Origin of the sequence: Nocardia sp. CA-084685 (assembly GCF_050955785.1) — a bacterium.
Classification (GTDB): Bacteria; Actinomycetota; Actinomycetes; order Mycobacteriales; family Mycobacteriaceae; genus Nocardia.
This window is the reverse complement of sequence record NZ_CP192094.1, coordinates 854,413-880,633: the sequence shown is the minus strand read 5'-3', so window position 1 is coordinate 880,633 and position 26,221 is coordinate 854,413. Positions and strand designations below refer to the sequence as shown.

Genomic DNA, 26,221 nt, shown 5'->3' with positions numbered 1-26,221 from the left:
CCGGATGACTGCAGACACGCCACACAACCGCGTCACATCCGAATCGGCCCGGTGAGTCCGGACTCTCTGACATGAAGGCGCAAGTTGCTTGTCTGGTTGTCGAACGTTGGAGCACTCCAAACCGACTCGATCGACAGCATTTTCACGAACCTTTGATGAAACCTGTGTCAAAAATTTTGGTGCACAACCTAATTCGTGATCAAATGGATTTCGTCGCGCCCGGGTCTCCACAGCACAACACCGGGGCGCGGCAACCGCAGATAGGCAGCGACCCGGCGCCCTCATCAGCCGAACGTCGGGAGCCGGGGTCGTTTCGGCTGTTGGGAACGCGCCGGTCATAGGGTTGCGGACTGGTGAGATCGGGGCACTGCGGCTCGGGACGGCTACGGAAATCCACTCTGCGGCTCAGGCTGGGGCCAGGATTCCCGAGGCCCGTGGTGACCGAGCGACTGGCTCGGCCGCGCCAGCTAGGAGGGCTGGTGGACGTCGGGTGTGAAAGTAGTTGTGCCGCAAGGGTTATCAGATCAACGGTGGTGGTGTTCGCGCCACGCACGTGTCGAGGGAATAGGAAACGGTTGTTGTTGATCGGCGGATCTGTCATCGGCGTGATCGTCGTGCTGGTGTTGCTAGGTATCGTGGCCGCAGCTATGGATCCACGTAGCCGCGCGGAGCGGAGCGACCGGGTCGACTCCGATGTGCACGAGCATGTTCGGCGGCACTCTCAGTGGCCGAGACCTGATCATCTCCACCATTGATGACCTCCGGCAATGCACTCCGTTCAATCGACCGTGCATCAAGTCACCTAGCCTTGTTGCTACTGATCGGCCTCATCGCTGTGACCGTAACGTCGGGCCGAAAACCTATCCCTCTCCGCCGCGCGCCCGGGCGCAACCGTGCCAATTCCAGCCAACGAAATAGACCCGAGGTACTCGAGGTAGCTGCCCTACACCGCGACGAGGAAAATGATATGTGCGCGAATTCGAAGCACCGTCGGCAAAAGTGACTGGTTAAATACGCGCGCCCGATCCACTCCCGATATGGTGGCGGAGCAAGGTCGCGCCGTTTTCTTCCAAACCGGCCGTACGGCAGGAGGATCCGAGGACAGCTCGTGGCTACTCGGGGTGAAGTCGGATTCGATAAACGAGCGGATTCGGCGCTGCTGAGTGCCATTGTGGTGCTGTCTCGGCGCCGCATCTACGGCCGTGGTCGCGAGCACCCGGCGCCACGTCGGACACCAGATTGCGAGCCTGACGCGGTATTGCGCGGACCGCGCCGGATCTGGTGCACTGCAACCTGCGAAGGGACACATTTTGCGGCACCGGGTGCACATCCCAGCATGCGCGATTCCGGTGCTCCCCGCACTGCCCTTTCGATGGCCTTCCGCTGACTGTCGACATTCACCGGATATCTCCAGCCGAGGCGGATACAGAAGTGTGTCGACCGCATGGCAAGTTCGCGTGCGCCGATTACTACCAGTTGTGGCGATACATAGCCGATTGTGGCGAAGGGCGCGACCATCGCGGTCGAGCTGACCATTACCCAGCCGGGTGAACTCGAGCTCGACCGGTCGGCCTGGGCGCAGCACAACTCAGGCCGACCACAGTCGCCTTCCCCGCATCCGAACCATGGCCAGCTCGTCGAGACAACCGTCGGCGTTGAGTCGGAGCCGGTTGGACCGTGATCAGCATTCGTTCATAAACCTTTCCAGGATCGGGCCGACGACGGCCATAGCATGCGGGTGGCTGAGCTCGAGGTGGCGTGCGTCGACAACCCTGTTGTGAAGGTTGCCTGTCACGTACGGGCGCCACGCCTGCACGAGAGCGTCGTGGTCCATACGGTCTTTGCCTGCGGTGAAGAAGACCAAGTCTCCTTCGAACACTTCTGGCCGGTGATCGGCCGCGATTTTGCCCGCTGTCTCGAAACTCTCCATCACTCGGTCCGTCTGTTCGGCGGTGAACAGCCCCGTGCCGATCACCTGGTCACGGATGACTGCCCACGCTTGGTCATGGGTGTCCACCTTCACCGCGTCACCAAGGTCGAACAGCTCCCGCCAACCGCCGAGCAGGTCCGCCATCAGCTGTCCCGGAGCGGGCTCGGCCACGGTGGTGATCGTCGAGGCGGCCGACAGATCCGCTGGGTCGACGGAGGTATCCAGCATGGCCAGCGTTCCGACGAGCTCACCATCGCGTTGGAGCTTTACCGCCATCGCATGCGCGATCTGCCCGCCCAACGACCAGCCGAGCAAATGGTACGGTCCGCTCGGCTGTACTCGGCGAATCTCGGCCACATACCGCTCGGCCAATTCATTCACGGACTCAGCGCGTGGTTCGCCCGCCACGACGTGCGGATCCTGCAAGCCGTATACCGGTCGATCCTTGTCCAAATGTTCGACCGCGCCGCCGTAGAACCACGCTAATCCACCGGCGGGGTGCACACCGAATACGGCAGGCTTCGAGCCGCTGGCACGCAGCGGAAGCAGTACCTCCAGACCGGAGCCGCCCTCGGCCTCATCGACCTTGCGCGCCAGGGCCTTCGGTGTCGCATCATCGAACATCCATGGCAACGCGATCGTCACACCGCGAGCACGCAGTTCGGTGACCACCATCGTGGCCAGCAGCGAATTGCCGCCCAGGTCGAAGAACCCATCCGATATCCCGACTCGCTGGACGCTCAAGACCTGCGCGTAAACGTCGCTGATCACTTTCTCGGTGTGGGTCCGCGGAGCGACGAACTCGTCCACCGATACATCGAAATCGGGAGCAGGCAATGCGGTTCGATCGAGCTTGCCGTTGACCGTCAACGGCAGATCGGGCAACACCATCACTGTCGAGGGCACCATGTAGCTCGTCAGCATCTGGGCAGCGACCTCCCGGACCTGGCCCGGATCGATCAGTTGGCCGTAGATGCCCACGACGTAACCGATCAACTGATCGACACCCGAGGCGTGGCGGTGCACCGCCACGGCGGCCCGCGTCACGTGCGGGTGCTGCAGCAGTGCCGACTCCACCTCGCCCAACTCGATGCGGTAACCACGCAACTGCACCTGTGCGTCGGCCCGGCCAACGTAGTTCAACTCGAGCCCGGTGGCGGTCTTCTTCCACCGGCCGACATCGCCGGTCCGATACAACCGGCCACCCTGCGGATCGAAAGGATTGGCCACGAATCGTCCCGCCGTCAAAGCCGGGGCCCCCAGGTAGCCTCGCGATAATTGCTCACCGGCGACATAGATCTCCCCGCCGACGCCGATCGGCACCGGGCGCAGCCTGTCGTCGAGCACGTATACGCGCAACCCCGGAAGCGGCGATCCGATCCCGGCCACGTCGGTCCCACCGATCTCGGTGAACGTGACATGTACCGTCGTCTCGGTAATCCCGTACATGTTGGTCAGTCGCGGCGATCCCGGCTCGTGCGCTGCAAACCACCCGGTCAAGCGGGACCCATCCAGTGCCTCGCCGCCGAATACGACGTAGCGCAAAGTGAGTTCGCCAGCACTACAACCGGATTCGCGGTATACACGCTCTGCCGCGGCGAACCCGTAGAACGCCGACGGGGTCTGACTCAACACTGTCACGCGCTCTCGGGCCACGAGATCCACGAACGCCTCCGGCGACCTGGATGTGGGGTAGTCGACAACGACCAGCCTGCCACCGGACAGCAGTGCTCCCCACATTTCCCATACCGCGAAATCGAAGGCGTACGAATGGAACATCGTCCACACGTCGTCCGGGCCGAAATCGAAGCGTTCGGCCGTGTTGGCGAACAACGTGACCACTTCGCGGTGGCTGACCGTCACTCCCTTGGGGCGGCCGGTCGATCCTGAGGTGTAGATCACATAGGCCACGTTGTCCAGTCGCAGGTTCGGCGGCACCGGATCGCAGCCGTCCGCTGTCGCGTCCGCACTATCCTCGATAAGCACCACCGGCGCGGCGTACTGCGGCACCGCCGATGCCATCTCGACCGATGTCAACACCGCGGCCGGACGTGCGTCGTCGAGCATGAACCGCAATCGGTCCGGCGGATACGCAACATCCAGTGGCAGATACCCAGCGCCCGCTCGCACCACCGCGATCAGGCCCACGACCAACTCGATCGAGCGCGGCAACGCCACGGCCACCAGTGATTCCGGCCCGACTCCCTGCTCGATCAGCCGAGCCGCTACGTGGGTGGCCTGCCGCTCCAGCTCCGCATAGGTCAACTGTGACGCACCGTCGGATACCGCGACCGCATCCGGCTGGGCCAGGACTCGGGCAGCGAACAGATCCACGAGCGTCGCGTCGGCGACCACGACGCCGTCTTCCCCTGCCGAGTCGAGCAATTCGCGGCGCTGCTTCGCATCGACGATCTCGATATCGCCGACCGCACCCGCCGGATTCGCGGTCACCTCCTCCAGAATTTGTATGTATGCGTGTGCGACCCGAGTCATCGTCTCTTCGACGAACAGATCGGTAGCGAAGGTGAGCCGACCCACCACGCCATCCGGACGGCCTCGATCATCGAACTGCTCGACCAGCTTCATGCTCAGATCCGCCTGTGCCTGCTCGAAGCCGTTTTCCAGCGGCTCGATGCTGAGCCCCGGCAGCTCCAACGCGGCCTTGCTCAGGTTCTGGACGTCGAGGGTCACCTGATACAGCGGAAGATGCGCAGTCGACCTCGGCGGATTCATCGCTTCCACGACTTGTTCGAAGGGAACTTCCGCATGCGCGAACGCCGCCAGGTCCGTGTCACGGGTCGCGGCGAGCAATTCGGCGAACGGCTGGCTGGTCCGCACCCGTGACCGCAATACCAGCGTGTTGACGAACATACCGATCAGATCATCGAGCTCACGCTCGCCACGGCCAGCCACCGGGGTGCCGATCGCGACGTCGTCGACGCCGGCCAGCTTGGACAGCAGGACGGTCAGCGCGGCGTGCAGGACCATGAAGACTGTGGCGTTCGCGGCGCGTGCGACAGCAATGATCCGTTCGTGCAGTTGCGTGGGAAGCTCGAAATCGACGGCGCGGCCGCGCATGGACGCTACCGGTGGCCGGGGCAGGTCGGTCGGCAGTTCCAGCAGCTCGGGCAATCCGTTGAGGGTGTCTTTCCAGAATCGCAACTGCCGGGACATGACCGAGTCCGGGTCGTCCGCCGCGCCGAGCACTTCCCGCTGCCACAGCGCGTAATCGGCGTACTGGACCGGAAGGGCCGGCCACATCGGTTCTGTCCCTTGCCTACTCGCCTCGTAGGCCAGTGCTACATCCCGCGCGAGCGGCATCATCGACTGGCCGTCGGCGCAGATGTGGTGCACGCAGATGACCAGAACATGGTCCCGGTCATCGACCGCGAACAATTCGATACGTAACGGGGGTGCCTGGCGCACATCGAAGCCCGTCGAGACTACGGCGATTGTTCGTTCCAGCAAATGCTTTTCGTCGACCCGGACGGGAGTCGGTACGGATGGGATCTCATCCGTGGCGACCGTAACCTGATACGGCTGTCCGTTGGTCATCGGGAACTTGGTCCGCAGCGACTCGTGGCGGTCGATGACCAGTTCGCACGCGCGCCGCAGCGCATCGGTGTCGAGTTCGCCCCGCAGCCGGATCACCAGCGGGATGTTGTACGCGCCGACCGTGGTGTCGAACTGATTGAGGAACCACATCCGCTGCTGCGCCGGTGACAGCGGTACGAGCGGGGGCCGCAGTCGCGGCGTCAGTGGCATTCGGGTGTTTCGGTCGAAAGTCTGCAGGCGGGAGGCGAGTTCGGCGACCACGGGTGCCTCGAACAGGTCTCGGACCCCGATACGCACTCCGAGTGCCGTGCTCAACTGGGCAGTCACCCGTGTCGCCGACAGCGAATCGCCACCGAGGTCGAAGAAACTGTCCGTCGCCCCTACGCTGTCGACGCCCAACACGCTTGCGAACACGTGGACGATGCGCCGCTCCGCGTCGGTGCGTGGCGCGACCCATTTCCGACCGGCTGAGAATTCCGGGCTGGGAAGCGCCAAGCGGTCGAGCTTGCCGGACGTTGTGCGTGGAATCTCGGCGAGCACCATGAACACGTCGGGCACCATGTGCGCGGGCAGTCGCAACCGCGCGGTGGCCCGAACCTCGTCCGGATCCACATCCTCGCCGACGACAAGGTAGCCGACGAGACGATCTATGCCGCGCTGGTCCTTCCGCAACAGCACGACCGCGTGTTCGACCCCGGGATGTTCGGCCAGAACAGCTTCGATCTCGCCGAGTTCGATGCGCTGACCGCGGATCTTCACTTGGAAATCGCGCCGTCCGAGGTATTCCAGCGTGTGCTCCGGTGTCCAGCGGACCAGATCGCCGGTGCGGTACATGCGCGAACCGGCCGCACCGAATGGATTCGCCACGAATGCACCGGCTGTAGCCGGGGCCCGGTTCACATATCCGCGCGCCAGCTGCACACCCGCGAGGTACAACTCGCCTACGACCCCGACCGGCACCGGCTGCAACCACGCATCCAACACGACAGCCTCGACACCTCGGATCGGTCCGCCGATGGTCACCTCACCACCCGGGAGCAGCGCAGCACTGATACCAGCCAGAATCGTGGCTTCGGTCGGACCGTACCCGTTCAACAGGGTCCGGCCCGGCGCCCACGTCGCGACCGTTTCCGGTGTCACCGCCTCTCCACCGGCCATCAGTACCCGCAGCGAATCCATACCGGTCGGCGACATCGTCGCCAGCACGCTAGGCGTAATGAAAGTATGCGAAATCCGCTGTGCGCGAATCAGTTCGGCAAGCTCGTCGCCCCCGAAGACCGTTGGCGGCGGCACCACGAGCATGGCACCGGCGGTGTGGGCGAGCAGCATATCGAGGACCATCGCGTCGAAGCCCGGAGCAGCGGCCTGCAGCACTCGCGAACCAGTGTCCACACCGAACCGGTCCCGCTGCACGGCTGCGAAATTCGCCAGCCCCTCGTGGGTGACGGCGACGCCCTTCGGCGTTCCGGTCGAGCCGGAGGTGTAGATCACGTAGGCCACATCTCGGATGTGCGGCGTACGCACGCGCTCACCGGCGGTCACGTCGGCCGCCGATCGCAGGGCGATCGACTTCGCGGTGTCCGCGTCATCGAGGACCAGCGGGCGCACCGCGTCCGGCAGCAGCTCCCGCATTGCCTCGACCGTGACCGCGACCTGCACCTCGGCATCTGCCACCATGTGCGCGACGCGCTCGGCCGGATTCCGCGAATCGACGGGCACGAACGCCGCGCCCGCTTTGGTCACCGCCCACAGGCTGACCACGAATTCCACCGACCGCGGCATCGCCAGCGCGACCTGATCCCCTGGGCCGACGCCCCACGCGATCAACTGCCGCGCCACTTGGTTGGACCAGGCATCCAATTCCGCGTAGGAGACGGTACGCCCGCCGAAAACAACGGCCGCCGCATCGGGATCGACCGCCACGCCCGCCGACAGCAGCTCCGCCATGACGCACGGTGCCACTGCGCTGCCACCGGAACCAGGTACAAGCTCGCGCCGCTCGTCCGCGGACAACAGATCGATCGCACCGAGTCGCTTGGTCGGATCGGTCGTCACCGCACGCAGCACAGTCTCGAGACGGGCCGCGAGACCAGCCGCTGTCACCTCATCGACGCGGGCCCGCTGGTAGCGGACTCGGACGTGCAACTCGTCGGTGTGGTGTGCTTGCACGGTGATCGGGTAGTGCGCTGCGTCGCGGCCATCCGCCGCGACCACCCGCATACCGTCGATGTCGGCATCGCCCAGGCCACTGCTGTCGACCGGATACGACTCGAACACGACCAGAGTGTCGAACAGTTGGCTGCTGCCCGCGGCCACCATGATCTGTGACAGTTCGAGGTAGTGGTGGTCGAGCAGACGGGTGTTATTCGCTTGCAATAGGCGCAGCGCGTCCTCGATCGGGAGATCCTGCCGCACATCGGCGGCGACCGGAATCGTATTGATGAACAGACCGATCGTCGACTCGACGCCCGGCAGTTCGGCCGGGCGGCCGGATACCGTGCCGCCGAAGGCCACCCGTTCGACACCGAGCAGATTGCCCAGCACCACAGCCCAGGCGAACTGCACGATCGTCGCCATCGTCACCGCTCGTTCTCGCGCGAATTTCACCAACTCTGCCGTCGCGGCACGATCGAGCACGATCGGCAGATCGATCGGGATGTCCGCGGTCGTCGCCGTGTGTGGATCCGCAATCAATGTGGGCTCGCTGATGTCCCGCAGCGCGTCCCGCCACACCTCGATGCTGGTGGCGCGATCGCGCAGGCTCAGCCATTCCAAATAGTCGCGGTACGAGGTCGCCGGGGGAAGCAGCTCCGACTGTGCGGCCACGGCATACAAACTGATCAATTCACGCCACAGCAGCGGCAACGACCAGCCGTCGAGCAGAAGATGGTGCGCCGTCAACACCAGCCGGAACTCGTGCGAGCCAACGGCGACAAGCAGGAACCGCAGCAGCGGCGGGTCGGCGGGATCGAACACGACCGCCCGCTCGGCTTCGATCAACTCCTCCAATTCCCTTGTGCTGCCACAGTGATCGACGCTGAGCCAGCACACCGTGGTGGCAGCCGGAATAACCTGCACCGGAACACCATCGGCCGTTCGTGTGAACGCGGCCCGCAGGTTGGGATGCCGCCCAAGCAAGGCTTTCGCGGCACGCTCGAGCCGATTCTCGTCGACCGCACCGGTAAGAGTGAGCACCGATTGCGCCGTGTAGACGTCGAGTTGGCCCGCCGCGAATTCGGCGTGGAACAGCAAACCCTCCTGCAGCGGCGCCAGCGACCATACCTCGCTCAGCCGACCATACCGATCGGCGAACATATCCAGATCGCGCTGCGTGAGGTCGACCAGCGGAGCATCCGTCCGCGACAGTCCCCATTCGTCGTCTGCATGAGCGATGCCGGCGATTTCGGTCACGGCGGCGACCCATCCGTCGACAAGTTCGGCCACATCGTCGTGTTCGAGTAACCGCGAGGCGTAGCCGACATGTGCCGACAGCTCAGGTCCGGCCGCGGTGTCCACGATGTTCACGTCGATCGTGACCACCGCTGCGGCAGGCATATCCGGATCGAAGGCGGCCCGCCGATCGAACCGCTCGTCGGTCGGGACCCACGCGAGGCCCGACAGCGATGTGAGGTCGACGCCGGCCCGGCCGAGATTGTTGAAACTGATCTGCGGCTGGGACGCCGACGCGAGCCGGTCGGCCGTGTCGGTGTTCAGATAGCGCAGCAGGCCGTAACCGATGCCCTTATCGGGGATTTCGCGCAGCTGGTCCTTGACGGACTTCACTGCCGCGCGCAGGTCCGCACAGTCGATTCCACTGAGGTCGAGCGCGACCGGGTACGCATTGGTGAACCAGCCCACGGTGCGTGAGATATCAGCGCCCGCGGCGATCTGCTCTTCGCGGCCGTGTCCTTCCAAAAGGACTTTCATACCCAGGTGCGTGATGCCGCGGTGGCGGCGCCAACCGGCCAGCGCCACGGCCAGACCGGCCAGCAGCGCGTCATCGACGCTGCCGCGCACGGCTCGCGGCACCGTGTCCAGCAACGCCGAGGTCACTGTGGTCGGGATGGACACCGTCAGATGCCGCACCGTCGCCTGGGTGTCCACGGCGGGATCCAATTCCGCACTCCCGAGTAGCGGATCGGGCGCCGCACTCATCCGCTGCCACAGCTCGAACTCGCTGCGGCGGGCGGCCGCGGCGGCGCTCAACGCGTGTGCCCACCGCCGCATGGATGTGCCCTGTGTCGGCAACTCGACCGCGCGTCCCTGGCTGATCTGCTGCCAGGCGGTGACGAAGTCGGGCAGCAGGATCCGCCACGACACCCCGTCGACAGCCAGGTGATGAATCACGATAAGGGCGCGGGCATCGGCTTCGACGCCCGATTCGGGAAGCAGGCACACGACCTGCAGCATCCGCCCCCCGGCGGGATCGAGTCGGTCGGACGCCTCGGCCAGCGCCGCTTCCACCACAGCGGTGAAACCGTCGCTGCCCGGCACCTCATGCACCCGGAACGTTCGGACGAATACCGAGCCAGCGGCATCGGCCGCGCTCACGGGAAGCACCTCCATGCACCGTTCGCGCAGCCGCGAGCGCAGCATGTCGTGCTGGTCGAGCACCGCCTGCACGGTCGCGGTCACATCACCGACTCGTGCGTCCCTCGGCAAGCGCACCAGCATCGACTGCGCGAACCGATCGGCTGGCCCGAGCCGCTCGACAAACCACGACACGATCGGCGTGAAGGGGATTTCGCCCACACCACCGCCAGGCAGTTCCGCCATCGACACCCGTTCCGCGGCCGCGGCGACCTGTGCGAGCCCCCGAATGGACTTGCGCTCGAAAATATCGCGAGCCGTCACGATGACACCCGCTGTCTTCAGCCGCGATGCCAACTGGATCGACATGATGGAATCACCGCCGAGCGCGAAGAACGAGGTCGTCGCGCCCACCGACGCGATGCCGAGCACGTCCGCGAAGGCGGCGGCAATAGTGCGTTCCAGTTCGGTCGCCGCGGCGACGGCATCGTCGTCATCGATCTCGAAAACGGGTTCCGGCAGGGCTTTTCGGTCCACCTTGCCGGTCGAGGCGAGCGGCATGTGGTCGAGCACGGTGATCGTCGATGGCACCATGTAGGCAGGCAATACCGCGGCGAGGTGATCGAGCACGGCGCTCGGCTCGACGACGGATGCGGGTTCGGCCACGATGTATGCGACGAGCATCGGTTGCCCACCGGATCCCTTATGGCTCACTGAGACAGCAGCAGTCACCTTCGGATGCGAGAGCAGTGCGGCGTCGATCTCGCCGAGTTCGATGCGCTGGCCACGGATCTTGACCTGGAAGTCGATGCGGCCGATGTATTCCAGCGCACCCTTCGCCATCCAGCGCACGATGTCGCCGGTGCGATACATCCGTGACCCCGGCTCGCCGTAGGGATTGGCCACGAACGCACCTGCTGTCGCGGCAGGGCGATTCAGGTAGCCCTGCGCCAATGCGGCACCGGAAAGGTACAACTCCCCTGTCACCCCAACCGGCACCGGACGCAGCCGCGAGTCCAACACCACAGCCTCGACACCACGGATCGGACCGCCAATGTTGATCACATCGGACGGCTGTACCGGATCGCTGATCGTGGTCACGATCGTCGTCTCCGTCGGGCCGTAGATGTTGTGCAGTTGCCGCCCCGGCGCCCACGCCTCGATCAGGTCCGCCGAGACCATCTCGCCGCCGACCGCCAGCACCCGCACCGACGCGAAGTCCGCAGGTGCCATTGTCGCCAGCACGCTGGGTGTCAGGAACGCGTGCGTCACCCGATGCGCGCGGACCAGTGCGACCAAATCCGGGCCGCCGAACACCTCCTGCGGCGACACGACCAGGCAAGCGCCGGCCGCACACGCCATCAACGCTTCGAGCAGCACCGCGTCGAAGGCGGGCGCCGCCACTTGCAGTACACGCGAGGTGGCGTCCACGCGATAACGCACCCGCTCCTCTGCCGCGAATCCGGCCAATCCGGCATGCGTCACCACGACACCCTTCGGTGTCCCGGTCGAACCAGACGTGTAGATCACATACGCCGCGTCCCGAATCTGCAATGCGCGGGGGCGATCTGCATCCGTGACGGCCTGGCCCGGTTGCGCCGCGATCTCGGCGGCCGCATCCGGGTCGTCGAGCACCACCCATCCGACATCTTCCGGAAGGGAGGTGTGTGCGGCCGCAACTGTGATCCCCACGGTGACACCGGAATCGTTCACCATGTGCGCAATCCGCTCCACGGGATATCGCAGATCCACGGGGACGAACGTGGCACCGGTCTTCGCTATCGCCCACATGGCGACGTGGTAATCGACCGACCTCGGCACGGCCAGCGCCGTGAACACCCCCGGTCCGACCCCTCGGGCGAGTAAGTGCCCGGCGAGCTGGTTGGACCGGTGATCGAGCTCGAGGTAGGTGAGGGTCTCGGTCTCCCCGATCAGAGCGATCGCCGCCGGATCCGTTGCGACGGCCTCGGCCAGCAGTTCAGGCAGCAGGCACGGCGACGTGGTCGCACCACCACGTGCCGGGACCAATCGTTCGGCCTCCACGACACCGAGCAAATCGATGTCGCCCACCGCGCGCTCCGGATCGGCGGCGACCGTTTCGAGGACACGGACGAACCTCTCGGCGAACGATTCCGCGCTCGATGCGACGAAAAGGTCCGTCGCGTAGGTGATCTCGCCGTCGATGCCAGCAGGCCGCTCGCCATCGATGCGTTCGGTCACCAGCACGGTGAGGTCGGTTTTGGCCTGCGCCAAGCCGGGGTCGAGCAGTTCGACATCGATACCGGGCAGCTCGAACCGGGCCGCGCGCATGTTCTGCAACCCGAACATCACCTGATACAGCGGCGTATACGCGGTCGACCGGGAACGGTCGAGGACATCGACCAGTCGTTCGTAGGGCACATCGGCGTGTGCGAGGGCCTCGAGGTCCACGTCGCGCACCTGGGCCAGAAGTTCCCGGAACGACAGGTTCTCGCGGATTCGCGTGCGCAACACCACGGTGTTGACGAACATGCCGACCAGATCCTCCAGCGCCTGGTTGCCTCGACCGGCGACCGGGGTGCCGACCGTAACGTCCTCGCTGTGCGCGGTGCGCGCCAACAGGATCGCCAATGCCGTGTGCAGCACGACGAACACGGTGACGCCCTCGCGGTGTGCCAGCCGCACGATGTCATCGTGCAGCCGCGCCGACATCGCGAAGCGGACGATGCCACCGGCCATCGACATAGTGGCGGGCCGTGGCCGATCGGTCGGCAGGTCGAGCAGTTCCGGGGCGTCACCGAGAACCTCGGTCCAGTGGGCGGTCTGCCGCGCGCTCAGCGACGCCGGATCGTCTTCGGTGCCGAGCATCTCGCGCTGCCACATCGCGTAATCGGCGTACTGGACTTCCAGTGGTTCCCACTGCGGCGCTTCGCCATTCACACGCGCTTGGTAGGCGGCGAAGACATCACGGGCCAGCGGTGCCATCGACGAGCCGTCGGCGGCGATGTGATGGACCACGACCACGACCACATGTTCGTCGGCGCCGGTGCGATACAGCCGCGCCCGCACAGGCACCGATTCCGCGACATCGAAACCCGTCCCGACGGCCTGCCGAATCCGATCGGCCAACTCCGCCTCATCGGCGACCGGCTCGGGATCCAACACCAGGCCCCTGGCCACAGCCGCGACGTCCTGCACGACCTGACACGGTTCACCGTCGACAGCGGGATACAGTGTGCGCAGCGGCTCGTGCCGGGATACCACATCGAGTAATGCCGCCCGCAATGCATCGACACTCAGCCCGCCGGTCAACCGGGCCGCGAAACAGATGTTGTATGCCGCCGAAGCGGTGTCGAACTGGTTGAGGAACCACATCCGCCGTTGCGCCGCCGCCAACGGGACCGCCGCCGGGCGTGGCCGGGCTGCCAGCGGAACCGCGGTGGAACCGGTTCGCTCGCCGAGGCATTGGGCCAATCCGGCGATCGTCGGCTCATCGAAGACATCGCGGATGCCGACATCGATGCCGAGCGCCGCGGCGGCTCGCGCCGCGATGCGGGCGGCGGTAAGCGAGTTGACCCCGATTTCGAAAACGTTCGCCGTCATGCTCACTCGGTCGATATCCGTAAGCTCGGCGACGATTTCGGCAAGGGCCGCTTCGTATTCGGTGCGAGGCGGCACGAATTCCTCGCCGTCGTCGAACACCGGCTGCGGCAAGCCAGCTCGATCGAGCTTGCCGTTCGGTGTCAGCGGCATCGCATCGAGCACCTGTACAGCGGCCGGAACCAGGTACGAAGGCAGTGAGCGGGTGAGCTGGCCGCGAATCGCGCGTCCATCGGTCACCGCACCGGATACGAGCGTCACGTATCCGACGATGTGTTCGGCGGTGGCGACAGCGACGGCGCGTGCGACATCCGGGAGCGCGGACAGCGCCGCTTCGATATCCCCCGGTTCCACCCGCTGACCGCGGACCTTGACCTGGAAATCGCTGCGACCCAGGTAATCCAGTTCGCCAGCTTTCGTCCACCTGGCGAGGTCACCGGTGCGATAGAGTCGCTCACCCGCCGCACCGAACGGGTTCGCTACGAATACACCGCAGGTGAGGTCGGCGCGAGCGTGATAACCGCGCGCCAGCTGGACACCGGAGATGTACAGGTCGCCGACCACACCCACCGGCACCGGCCGCAGCCGCGAGTCCAGGACGTAGACCCGCATGCCCGATACCGGCGTACCGATCGGAACCATCGCACGGGTCGTCACACCCGGCAAGCAGCGTGCAGCCGTGACGACTTCCGCCTCGGCCGGGCCGTACCAGTTCACCACCTCGGCATTCGTGAACACGCGCGCCGCGGCGTCGACGGTGCGCTGCGCGAGCGCCTCACCGGCACCGAGTACTCGCCGGATCGATGGCAGCTCCGTGACAGCGGTGGTTTCGAGGAGAACGTCGAGCATCGAGGGTACGAAGTGCACGGTAGTGACGCGGTGTCGCGCGATGACACCGGCAAGGTACGCCGGGTCGCGGTGCCCGTCGTGTTCGGCGACCACGATCTGCGCACCGGTCTGTAACGGCCAGAACAACTCCCATACCGCGATGTCGAACGTGATCGGTGTCTTGTACAGGACCATGTCGGAGGCGTCGTGCGGCCACTGCTGCTGTGCCCACGCCAACTGGCTCACGGTCGCGGCATGGGTCAGCGCGACGCCCTTGGGAACACCGGTGGAGCCGGAGGTGAACAGGACGTAGGCCACATTGGCTGGCCGCAGCGGCGCACGGCGCTCCGAATCGGTGATCGGACCATCGGGAAGACCGGCCACGTCCACTCGATCGATCCGCGCGGTCGCGAATCCATCCGGAAGTTCCTCGCCGTCCGCCGACGTGGTGAGCACCATCAGCGGCCGCGCCGCGTTCAGCACATCAGCGATTCGCGCGCTTGGATGATCCGGATCTATCGGAAGGAAGGCGGCGCCCGCCTTCACCACCGCATACAGCGCCGTGATTTGCTCAATCGATCGCCGGATACACACCGCCACAACAGTTTCCGGACCCGCACCGCGCGCTATGAGCCATCGGGCGACACGGTTGACGCGGGTGTCGAAATCACGGTAGGTCAACACGGCGCCGTCGGGGACGCGGATAGCCGGAGCGTCCGGGGTACGGGTGACCTGCTGGTCGAAGGCGTCAACCAGGGTCCGGCCTGTCGCGGCGGGAGCCGCGGTGTCGTTCCATCGCTCCAGCACCAGGTGCCGCTCGGCGGCATCGAGCAGCTCTATCGCGCCGACCGCCGCCTCGGCATCGGTCGCGGCGGCGTCGAGTACCCGCACGAATTGTTCGGCGAAACGCCGTACGGAGTCCGCGTCGAAAAGGTCCGTGGCATAGGTCAGGCGCAGCGTCATGCCGGTCGGCTCGTTGTGGGCGCCGTGCCCCTCGGTCATCATCAGCAGCAGGTCGTAGATCGCGGCACTGTCGCCCGGATCCACGTTCTCGACGGTGAGGCCCGGAAGTTCGACACGCGCCTGCACCATATTCTGGTAGGCGAGCATGACCTGGAACAACGGCGTGTGGGCCGTCGACCGCGCGGGATTGACTGCCTCGACCAACTGCTCGAATGGGACGGCGGCATGGTCGAATGCCTCGATATCCGTGCGCCGCACCTGGTTCAGCAGGCTCGAGAACGATTGATCCATCGTGACCCGGGTGCGCATCACCAATGTGTTGACGAACATCCCGACAAGGTTGTCGAGTGATCGGTGACCGCGGCCCGCATGTGGCACACCGATGGCGATGTCGTCGCTGCCCGAAAGCCTCGACAACAATACTGCCAGCGCCGTGTGCACGACCATGAACGTCGTCGCCTCGGCCCGCCGCGCCAGCGCCTCCAATCGGCCCTGCAGCTCACCGGGGATCGTGACATGCTCGACCGCACCACGCTGTGTCTGCACAATCGGCCGCGGCCGATCGGTCGGCAATTCGATCACATCGGGGATGCCCGCGAGTTGAGTCTGCCAATAGCCGATGTCGCGGGCCACATACGAGTCCGGGTCGTCCGCCGAGCCGAGCACCTCCCGCTGCCAGAGGGCATAATCGGCGAACTGCACGGCCAGCGGAGCCCAGTCCGGCGGGTTACCACTGGACCGCGCACGATAGGCGGTCACGATATCGGCAGCCAATGGCGCTACCGAAAAGCCGTCGCAACTGATGTGGTGGATGGCCAACGCAACCACCCATGACTGGTCGGACAGCTGATACAACGCAATACGCAGTGGCGCGCCCTTCGACACGTCGAATCCGGCACCCGAGAACTCGGCCAACCGGTCCGACAGCGCGCGCTCACCGACCGGCTGCGGCGTGAGATCCCAGGTCTCGACAACGTCGGCCGCGTCGAGCACAACCTGCGTGGGTGTGCCATCAACAGCCGGATACACCGTGCGCAGGCTCTCATGCCGCTCGATCACATCACCGACGGCCGCCGTGAGGGCATCTATGTCGAGCACACCGTCGAGTCGGATCGCCAGCGGCACAACGTATCCGGGTGAATCCGGATCGAACTGGTTGAGGAACCACATCCTTGCCTGTGCCTGCGACAGTGGAACACGGTCCGGACGCGGCTTCGGAGTCGGCTCCGGCAGGTTCGGCACCGCACGCAGCCGCGAGATACGTTCGGCGAGGTCGGCAACGGTGGGCGCCTCGAATATCACCCGCACCGGTACCGCCACGCCGACGACATCGCCTATCCGGCTCAGCGCGCGCGTCGCGATGAGCGAATTTCCGCCCACGTCGAAGAAGTTGTCGTCCGCGCCGATCTCCGGGCGATCGAGCAGCTCGGCGAAGATCCCGGCGACCGCCTGCTCGACGAGTCCTTGCGGCGCGCGATACCCGGCTTCCTGGTTTCTCGGATCCGGCACCGGCAACGCTCGGTAGTCGACCTTGCCGTTGGTCGTGAGCGGGATCGCGTCGATCCGGATCAGCGACGTCGGCACCATATACGCCGGCAGCCGTTCGAGCAGAAAGCTCCGGACCCCTTTGACATCCAACGCCTCTGTGGCCACCACGTAGGCCACCAAGCGCTGCTCACCGTGATCAGTGCGCACCTGCACGACGGTCGCGTTCACCTGCTCGTGGGCGATCAGCGCGGCTTCGATATCACCGAGTTCGATCCGCAGACCGCGAATCTTGACCTGGGTGTCGGCGCGGCCGACATAGCGCAGGCCGCCATCCGCGTCCCAGCGGACCAGGTCGCCGGTGCGGTACAGCCGAGATCCGCTCGCACCGGAGCAGGGGTCGGCGACGAACGTCGCTGCCGTGAGACCGGGACGTTCGTGGTAACCGCGAGCCAGCTGGATCCCACCCAGGTAAAGCTCACCGGTAACCCCGACCGGAACCGGACGCAACCGCGAATCCAGAACGCGCACAACCACATTCGCCTCGGGGGCGCCGATCGGCACTGCGACGCCGTCGAGTGCGTCGATGCGGTGGTAGGTGACGCTGACCGCGGCCTCCGTCGGCCCGTACAGGTTGTCGATGCGCGCCGAGCTCAGTTCTCGGAAGCGGCGAACGGTATCGGCCAGCAGCGCCTCGCCGATGCACAGTACCTGCCGCAGGTCGGGGAACTCGTGCCCAGCGGCCTGCTCGATGAATGCGGAGAGCAATGAGGGCACGAAATCCATGGTCGTGACGCGATACTCGGCCATCAGGCGGGCCACAGCGGCCGGGTCGCCGTGTGCGTCGGGACCTGCGACAACCAACGCCGCGCCGCAGGTCAATGCGGAAAACAGCTCCCAGACCGACAGGTCGAAGGTGAACGGCGTGCGCAATAGCATGACATCGTCGCCGCCGAGCCCATACTGATCCCGCAGCCACCGCAGTTGATTCACCACCGCGGCATGCGTTACCGCCACACCCTTCGGCACGCCTGTCGAACCCGAGGTGTAGATGACATAGGCCAGATCGTCTGGGCGCAAAGCCCGGGTCCGGTCGGCGTCGGCCACCTCCGACGTATCCACGTGCTCGATACCGAACTGCTCTAACGTCCACACCGGCACGTCATCGGGCAAATTCGCCTCGTCGACCGGCCGAGTGAGGACAGCATTCGGCATCGCGTCGGTGAGGACCGCGCGCACCCGGTCGACTGGGTGATCCGGATCCAGAGGCAGATAGGCCGCGCCCGCCGCATGGATTGCGTACAACGTGGTCAGCAGATCAACGGAGCGACGCATCGCGACGGCAACAACGGTTCCCGGGCCAACGCCCTGTCCGATCAGCGCGCGTGCCAGCGAATTCACCCTCGCCGCGAATTCCTGGTAACTGAGCCGGCCGCCGCCACCCTCTGCATCTACCACTGCGGTGCTCTCCGGGGTCGCTGCCGCCTGTGCGGTGAACAGGTGTGCGATCGTCGCCGGCGAAGGATGCGTAATCTCCCCGGTCGACCGCGCGGTCAGCTCGCGCGCCTCTTTCACGGTCAGTAGATCGATATCACCGACAACGCGGGCGGGATCGGCGACGATTGCCTGCAGCAGGTGCAGGTAACGGTCGAAGATCGAGGAGATCGTCGCCTCATCGAACAGATCTGTCGCATAACCGAATTCGACTGCCATATCGCCCGGTTCACCGTCCGGCCCCAGCGCGTCGACGAGATTCAGAAGCAGGTCGTACTTGGCTACGCTCGGATCAACCATCCGGGCCGAAACCGTCAGGCCCTCGAACCCCACCGTCGGGATCTCGATGTTCTGGAACGAGAATCCGACTTGGGTCAACGGCGCATGTGCTGTCGTGCGCGGCGGATTCAGCACCTCGACGAGCCGCTCGAACGGGATGTCGGAGTTCTCGAAGGCGGCCAGATCGGTGGCCCGGACTTGATCGAGTACCTGCAGGAAGGACGCGGCAGGCTCGATGCGTGTCCGCAATACCAGCGTATTGACGAACATTCCGACCAGAGCATCGAGTCCAGGCTCGCCGCGGCCGGCGATCGGTGTGCCGACCGCGATGTCACCGGTTCCCGACAGCCGCGCCAGCAGCGCGGCGTAAGCCGCGTGCATCACCATGAAGACCGTCGCATCGTGGCGGCGGGCCAAGGCGACTATTTCACGGTGGAGATCCGCGGGCACCGTCATCGACACCGTCGCACCACGGAACGACTGTTTCGCCGGCCGCGCGCGATCGGTAGGCAGGTCGAGCACCTCGGGCAAATCGGCGAGAGCCGCGCGCCAGTAGTCGATTTGGGCGACGGTCTGGCTGTGCGGGTCGCTCTCGGTGCCGAGCAATTTTCGTTGCCACAGAGCGTAATCCGCGTATTGCACAGGTAACGGCGCCCACTGCGGTACCTGTTGCCGGGCGCGGGCTTTGTACGCGGTCATCAGATCTGCGGCAAGCGGCGCGAGCGATGACCCGTCGAAGCTGATGTGATGGACGACGAGCACCAGGGTGTGGTCGTCGGGTGCGCTGCGCAGCAAGGTGGTCCGGAACGGAGCCTCGGTTGTGACATCGAACCCGGCGCTCACCTCCGCGGCAATGTGCGCCTCGACCTCGCTCGCCGCGACCGGCAACGGCGCCAGCCTGGGCAGTGCCGTCTCCACCGAGACGACCACCTGGTGGGGTCCGATGTCGCTGTCCGGGTAGACGGTTCGCAGGGATTCATGCCGGTCGAGCACATCCGCGATTGCCGCGTGCATGGCGGCTACGTCGAGGTCTCCCGACATGTGGACGACCATCGGAATGTTGTACAGCGCAGAGCTCGTGTCGAACTGATTGAGGAACCACATGCGCGCCTGCGCGGGCGACAGCGGGATTCGGGCCGGGCGCTCCTGCGGCGCAAGGGGTTCCCGTCTCGCCGCATCGCTGGTCCGGAGATTCTCCGCTAAAGCGGCGATGGTCGGCGCATCGAAGATCGCGCGCAACGAAACATCGACACCGAACGCAGCGCTCAGTTGTGCCGCTACCCGAGTGGCCGACAACGAGTTTCCGCCCAGATCGAAGAAACTGTCGAAGACGCCCACGCGCTCGATCCCTAGCACCGCGGCACACACGTCGGCGACGATCTGCTCGGCAGCATCGCGAGGTGCAACGAATTCGATCGTGGTGGCGGCGAATACCGGCTCGGGCAATGCCGCACGGTCGATCTTGCCCACCGACGACAGCGGCAGCGTGTCGAGCACCATCACCACATCCGGGACCATGTGCGACGGCAGGCGTTGGGCAGCGTAGCCCAGCAGCTCCGCTGTATCGACGGTGTCGATCGGCACGACGTAGGCGGCCAGTCTCGACCCGCCGTCGGTCGCGAAGCCCACCGTTACCGCTACCGCCACGTCGGGGTGCGCGGCGAGGACGGCCTCGATTTCGCCGAGCTCGATGCGCTGGCCCCGGATCTTGACCTGGAAGTCGGTGCGACCGAGGTATTCCAGAGTTTCCTGCGGTGTCCAGCGGACCAGGTCACCGGTCCGGTACATACGGGTACCAGGGGGACCGTACGGATTGGCCAAGAAGGTGGTGGCCGTAGCGACCGGCCGGTTGAGGTATCCGCAGGCCAGCTGCGCTCCGGACACATACAGCTGTCCCGTCACGCCGACCGGCACCGGCTTCAGGTCGGTATCCAGTACCACGGCCTCGACACCACGAATCGGGCCACCGATGGTGACACGGTCTCCGACACCCAACGGGTCGCTGATCGCGACCATGATCGTGGTTTCGGTCGGCCCGTACCCATTGAACAGCTGCCGACCGGGTGCCCATACCGCGACCGTCTCCGCCGACACCGCCTCCCCACCGGCCACCAGCACCCGCAGCGAATCCAAGCCGGCCGGCGACATCGTCGCCAGCACACTCGGCGTCACGAATGCGTGGGACACCCGCTGCGCCCGAATCAATTCCGCCAAGTCCTGCCCTGCGAAGACTTCCGGCGGCGACACCACCAACGCCGCACCGTTCGCATGAGCCATCAGCAACTCCAGAACAACCGCGTCGAAACCCGGTGCCGCCAACTGCAATACCCGCGAGGAACTGTCGACCCGGTAGCGCTCCCGCTGCTCGGCTGCGAAATTCGCCAATCCCTGGTGGGTGATTGCGACACCCTTCGGCGTCCCCGTCGACCCCGAGGTGTACAGCACATACGCCGTGTCCGAGATATGGCAGGACCGCACCCGATCTGCATCGGTCACCGCCGCCGAGGACTGCGAGGCGATGCAGACCGTGGTGTCTGGATCGTCGAGCACCAACTGCCGGACAGAATCCGGAAGCAGGTCATGGGCGGCCTCGACGGTGATCCCCACCTGGACATCGGCATCGGCCACCATGAGCGCGACCCGATCGGCCGGATTTCTCGGATCAACCGGCACGAACGCCGCGCCCGCCTTGGTCACCGCCCATATCCCCACCACGAACTCCACTGACCGCGCCATCGCCAACGCGACCTGATCCCCCGGGCCTACCCCCCACCCGATCAACTGCCGCGCAAGACGGTTCGACCAGGCATCCAACTCCCCGTACGACACCGTGCGCTCGCCGAAAACCACTGCCGCCGCGCCCAGATCCCGTACCGACAACACCTCCGCCAACACCCTCGGTGCCTCGGCATGGCCACCCGACGCGGGCACCAACCCTGCTCGCTCGCCCCGCGACAGCACATTCACACCACCCAACCGGGCCTGCGGGTTGGACACGACCGCATCAAGTACCCGATTCAGCCGCGCGGCCAGCTCCTCGACCGTCGCCCGATCGAACAGATCCGTGGCGTAATTGATCCGCAGTGCGACATCGCCTCCTGCGGCGGTGTTTTCGGCGACGGTGACGATGATGTCCACCTTCGCCGGCTGCGGCCCAGGATCCAGGACCTCGACTGCGAGGTCGGATAACTCCAGACGCGGGCGGTCCATGTTCTCGAACGCGAGATATACCTGACACAGCGGGGCATGCGCGGTCGACCGCGTGGGATCGATTTCATCCACTACGCGTTCGTAGGGCAGGTCGCTATTGGCAAAGGCATCGACATCGATCTCTTTGACCCGCGCCAGAAACGCGGTGAACGATTCGCCGGAACGCACCTGGGTGCGCAGCGGCACCGTGTTCACGAACATGCCGATGAGCGGTTCCAACGCCCGCTCGCCGCGGCCCGCGACGGGCGTCCCGATGGTGATGTCCTGCGAGCCCGAGAGCCGGGCCAGCACAACCGCCAGGGCGGCATGGACGACCATGAAAGTAGTGACGTTGGCTGTGCGAGCCAACCGCTCGATCCCGGCGAAGGTTTCGGCCGGTACCACGGTGTCGGCGACGTCGCCGCGCATGGACTGGTGAGCAGGGCGCGGACGGTCGGTGGGCAGCTCCAGCAACGGCGGCATCCCCGCCAACTGCGCTGCCCAGAAACACAACTGACGTGCCGCCAAAGACTCCGGATCGTTCTCGTCACCGAGCAAGCGGCGGTGCCAGATGCTGTAGTCGGCATATTGCACCGTCAGGGGCTGCCAGTCCGGCGTCTTTCCTTCCGACCTCGCTTCATAGGCCGTCACAACATCGGCCGCGAGCGGTCGAAGCGACGATCCGTCGCAGCAGATATGGTGCAAGACGATAACCAGCACATGCCGACGCCGGTCCGCGGACGTGAGAAGCGTGACCTGGATCGGGGGACTCGTACGCACGTCGGACCCGGTCGACGCCAAGTCACGGAGCCGATGCGTGATGTCGGCGGAGTCGATCGGTTCCGGTGACAGATCGAGACCCGCGACAACGTGCGCGGTCGGCAGAACGACCTGTGTCCCTTCTCCATTCACGACTGGATAGACGGTGCGCAGGGATTCGTGCCGATCGATCACATCCGTCAGGGCCGCGTGCAGCGCAGCGACGTCGAGACGGCCGCTCAGCTGAACCACCACTGGAATGTTGTAGGCCGCCGAGGCGGGATCGACCTGATTGATCAGCCACATGCGGTTCTGCGCCGGCGACAACGGAATCGGCTCGACGCGTGGCTGCGCGCGCAACGCGAGCCGGCCGGGGCGGTGCTCGGCGTCGACGTGTGCGGCGAGTTCGATGACGGTCGGTTTGCCGAACAGATCCCGGACCGACACATCGGATCGTGTCCGCTCTGCGATCCGTACGGCAGCGCTGGTCGCGGTGAGCGAATTGCCACCCAGTTCGAAGAAACTGTCCCGCGCGCCTACCCGCTCCAAGCCCAGCACCTCGGCGAAGACATCAGCGATCGTCTCCTCCATAACGGTGCTCGGCGCAACGTAGGCCGCGGCCGAATCGAAGATCGGCTCGGGCAGCGCCCGATAGTCGACCTTGCCGTTGACGGTCAGCGGCAACTCGGACAACTCCACGACGGCGGCTGGGACCATGTATTCCGGCAGCGTCGCCGCGACGTGCGCGCGCAGGGCGTCGGCCAAAGCGGCAATTTCGCCGGTGAGCACGACATAGGCGACGAGCCGGGCCGCTTCCGTGCCGGGCAGATGCACGATGACGACTGCCGCTGAGACCGCGCCGTGGGTCAGCAGTGCGTTACGGATCTCGTCGAGCTCGATGCGGAACCCGCGCAGCTGCACTTGCTGATCGCCACGGCCGCGGTATTCCAGCTCACCCTTGTGATTCCATCGTGCGATATCGCCGCTGCGATAGAGTCGCTCGCCCGGCTCGCCGAACGGGTTGGCCACGAACCGTCCGGCAGTAAGTGATGGCCGGTTGAGATAGCCGCGCGCGAGTTGCGTTCCGGCGACGTAGATCTCACCCCAGGCTCCCAGTGGCGCTGGGCGCAATCGTTCGTCCAGTACATATGTGCGCAGCCCCGGCAGCGCAGGGCCGATCGTGCTCGGCGCCCCCGGCATCGCGATCTGCGGTGTCAGGCCGAGGTAGGTGACGAAGACCGTGGTTTCGGTGATGCCGTAGCTGTTGGCCAGCACAGGAAGCTTCGGGTTGTGCCCGTACCAGTCCGCGAGCCCCGCCGGGTCGAGACGTTCGCCCGAGAGAATGACCAGTCGCACCGAAAGCTCACCGTCGGGCTCACCGGCGTCCGCGTAACGCTGCCGCGCCACGGCGAATTGGTGGAACGCGGATGGCGTCTGGTTGAAGACGGTCACCTTCTCGAGCGCCACCAAGCGCACGACATCGTCCGGTGAGCGTGTGGTGAGGCTGTCCACGACGACCACTCGGCCACCACTGACCAATGCGCCGAAGATCTCCCACACCGAGTAGTCGAACGCGAACGAATGGAACAATGTCCACACATCTTCAGTCCGGACGCCGATCTCAGCGCACGCGTTCACGAGGTACGTCGCGACGGCGCGATGGGCGATCGCCACGCCTTTGGGCCTACCTGTCGATCCGGAGGTATAGATGACGTATGCGACGTTGTCGGGGCACAGTGGGCTCGGCCGATCGGCGTCCGTGATCGGCGCTGCTGACTCGTCGCCGACCGCGCCGTCGAATAGCACCACACGTCCGGGATCACTGGGCAGGTATTCGCGCATACTGCCCGTAGTCACGACGGCGATCGGATCGGCGTCGTTCAGCACATATTCGAGCCGGTCAGCCGGATGCGCGACGTCCAACGGCACGTACCCCGCGCCCGACTTCAGGACGGCCAGCGTGACGATGATGAGATCGGCGTCCCGTGGCATCGCGATGGCTACCAGTGATTCCGGCCCGGCCCCGAGAGCGATGAGCGTGCGGGCGAACCGGTTGGATCGCTCGTCCAGCTCGCGATAGGTCAGGGCGGTCTCCCCCGAAGTGACGGCCACTGCCGATGGTGTAGCGGCGGCCTGCCGCGTCAGCAAATCTACGAGCGTCGCTGTGCCTGTTGCGCCGTCACGCCCGGCGAGCTGCCCAACGATGCGCGCCTCTTCGGCGGCGTCCACAATCGGGATCTCGACCAAAGAGGTTGCGATCGGCGAATCCATCAATCGCTGCAAGAAAGCGACGAACCGACCCGTGTGCGCATCGAGTTCATCCTGGCTGTACAAATTCGCATTGCCGTGAAGTTCGATCAGCAGTGGCGCGTCGGCTCCGGAACGGTACAGATTCAGCTGCAGATCATCCAGCGCACCCGACGTCAGTGCCCGATAGCGGCCGAGGGCCGACCCGAGGCGAATCTCCGAGTCGAAGAAGAGGATATTGACAATCGGACCGAACGAGTTCGCCGACGCGTCCAACGCATTCGAATCGCGACGCAGATCTTCGAACCTATAAAGCTGATGCCGCATCGCGGAGACGAGCTCAGACACGGACGCGTGGATTATTTGCTCCACAGTGGTCGTCGCGTCCATAGTGAACCGAATCGGCACCATGTTCGCCAACATCGCGGCAGCATTGCGCAGACGCTTCGTCACACGACCGCTTACCGGCATCGACAACACCACATCGTCGGTACCGGTCATCCGGGCGAGGAACGCAGCGAAGGCTGCGATGACCACTTGCGCGGGCGATGCGTGGAGGTCGTCGCAGAAACGGTCGAGCATGTCGGACAATCGCGACGGAAGCTGCAGGCTCGCAACATTATCGACCTTGCTCCACCGGGCTGTGCGGCCGGAAAGACTTGTCGGCGTCGGCAGATCGGCAACCTTGTCGAGCCAGTATGCCTTGTCGGTGTCGAACCGCGAGCTAGCTCGATAGGCGCGCTCCGCCTCAATGATGTCGCGCAACCCGGCCGCCTTCAGAGGTACAACCGGCCGGCCCTCGAGCAAGGCGTTGTAGTGCTCGGCTATCCGGGTCACGACGTTGAACGCGGCGTAGCCATCAACGACGAGGTGATGGGCACGCGCGTACCACAGGTACCGATCTTCAGCGACCTGGATCAGCCGCATCGCGGTGAGCCGGTCACGGCTCAAATCCATAGCCTTGGTGCTGTAATCGCGCCGCATCCATTCCATTGCCGCTGCCAACGGATCGTCCTCGCCACTGAGGTCGAGCACGGACGCGTCGAACGTGATGCTGCGGTCGACGAATTGATATGGGACGCCGTTCAATTCAACCACCCGAACACCAAGCGACTCGGTTTCCTGAGCGGCGTCATTCACCGCCTTGGTGAATGCGTCGACGTCGATCGGCCCCTCGATCTCGATGTAGTGTGCGATGTTCACCGCCGGCCTGCCCGAGAGGTTGTCCGCGAGCCACATGCCGTACTGCGCCCGCGATAGCGGAATCAGATCCAGCTGAGGATCAGCAGTTTCGGCTGACTTCGAATCCAGCTGACTGCTGGCAGTTTCGGCTACCTTCAAATCCAGCTGAGGGTCGGCAGTTTCGGCTGACTTCAGATCCAT

At 65.3% G+C, this 26,221-nt stretch carries 1 protein-coding gene; it reads right to left on the bottom strand.

The window, feature by feature from the left end:
* Positions 1-1,681 precede the first annotated feature (1,681 nt).
* Positions 1,682-26,221, bottom strand: a complete 24,540-nt coding sequence (locus tag ACQP2U_RS03805) for a non-ribosomal peptide synthase/polyketide synthase (RefSeq protein ID WP_433713412.1) — start codon at positions 26,219-26,221, stop codon at positions 1,682-1,684.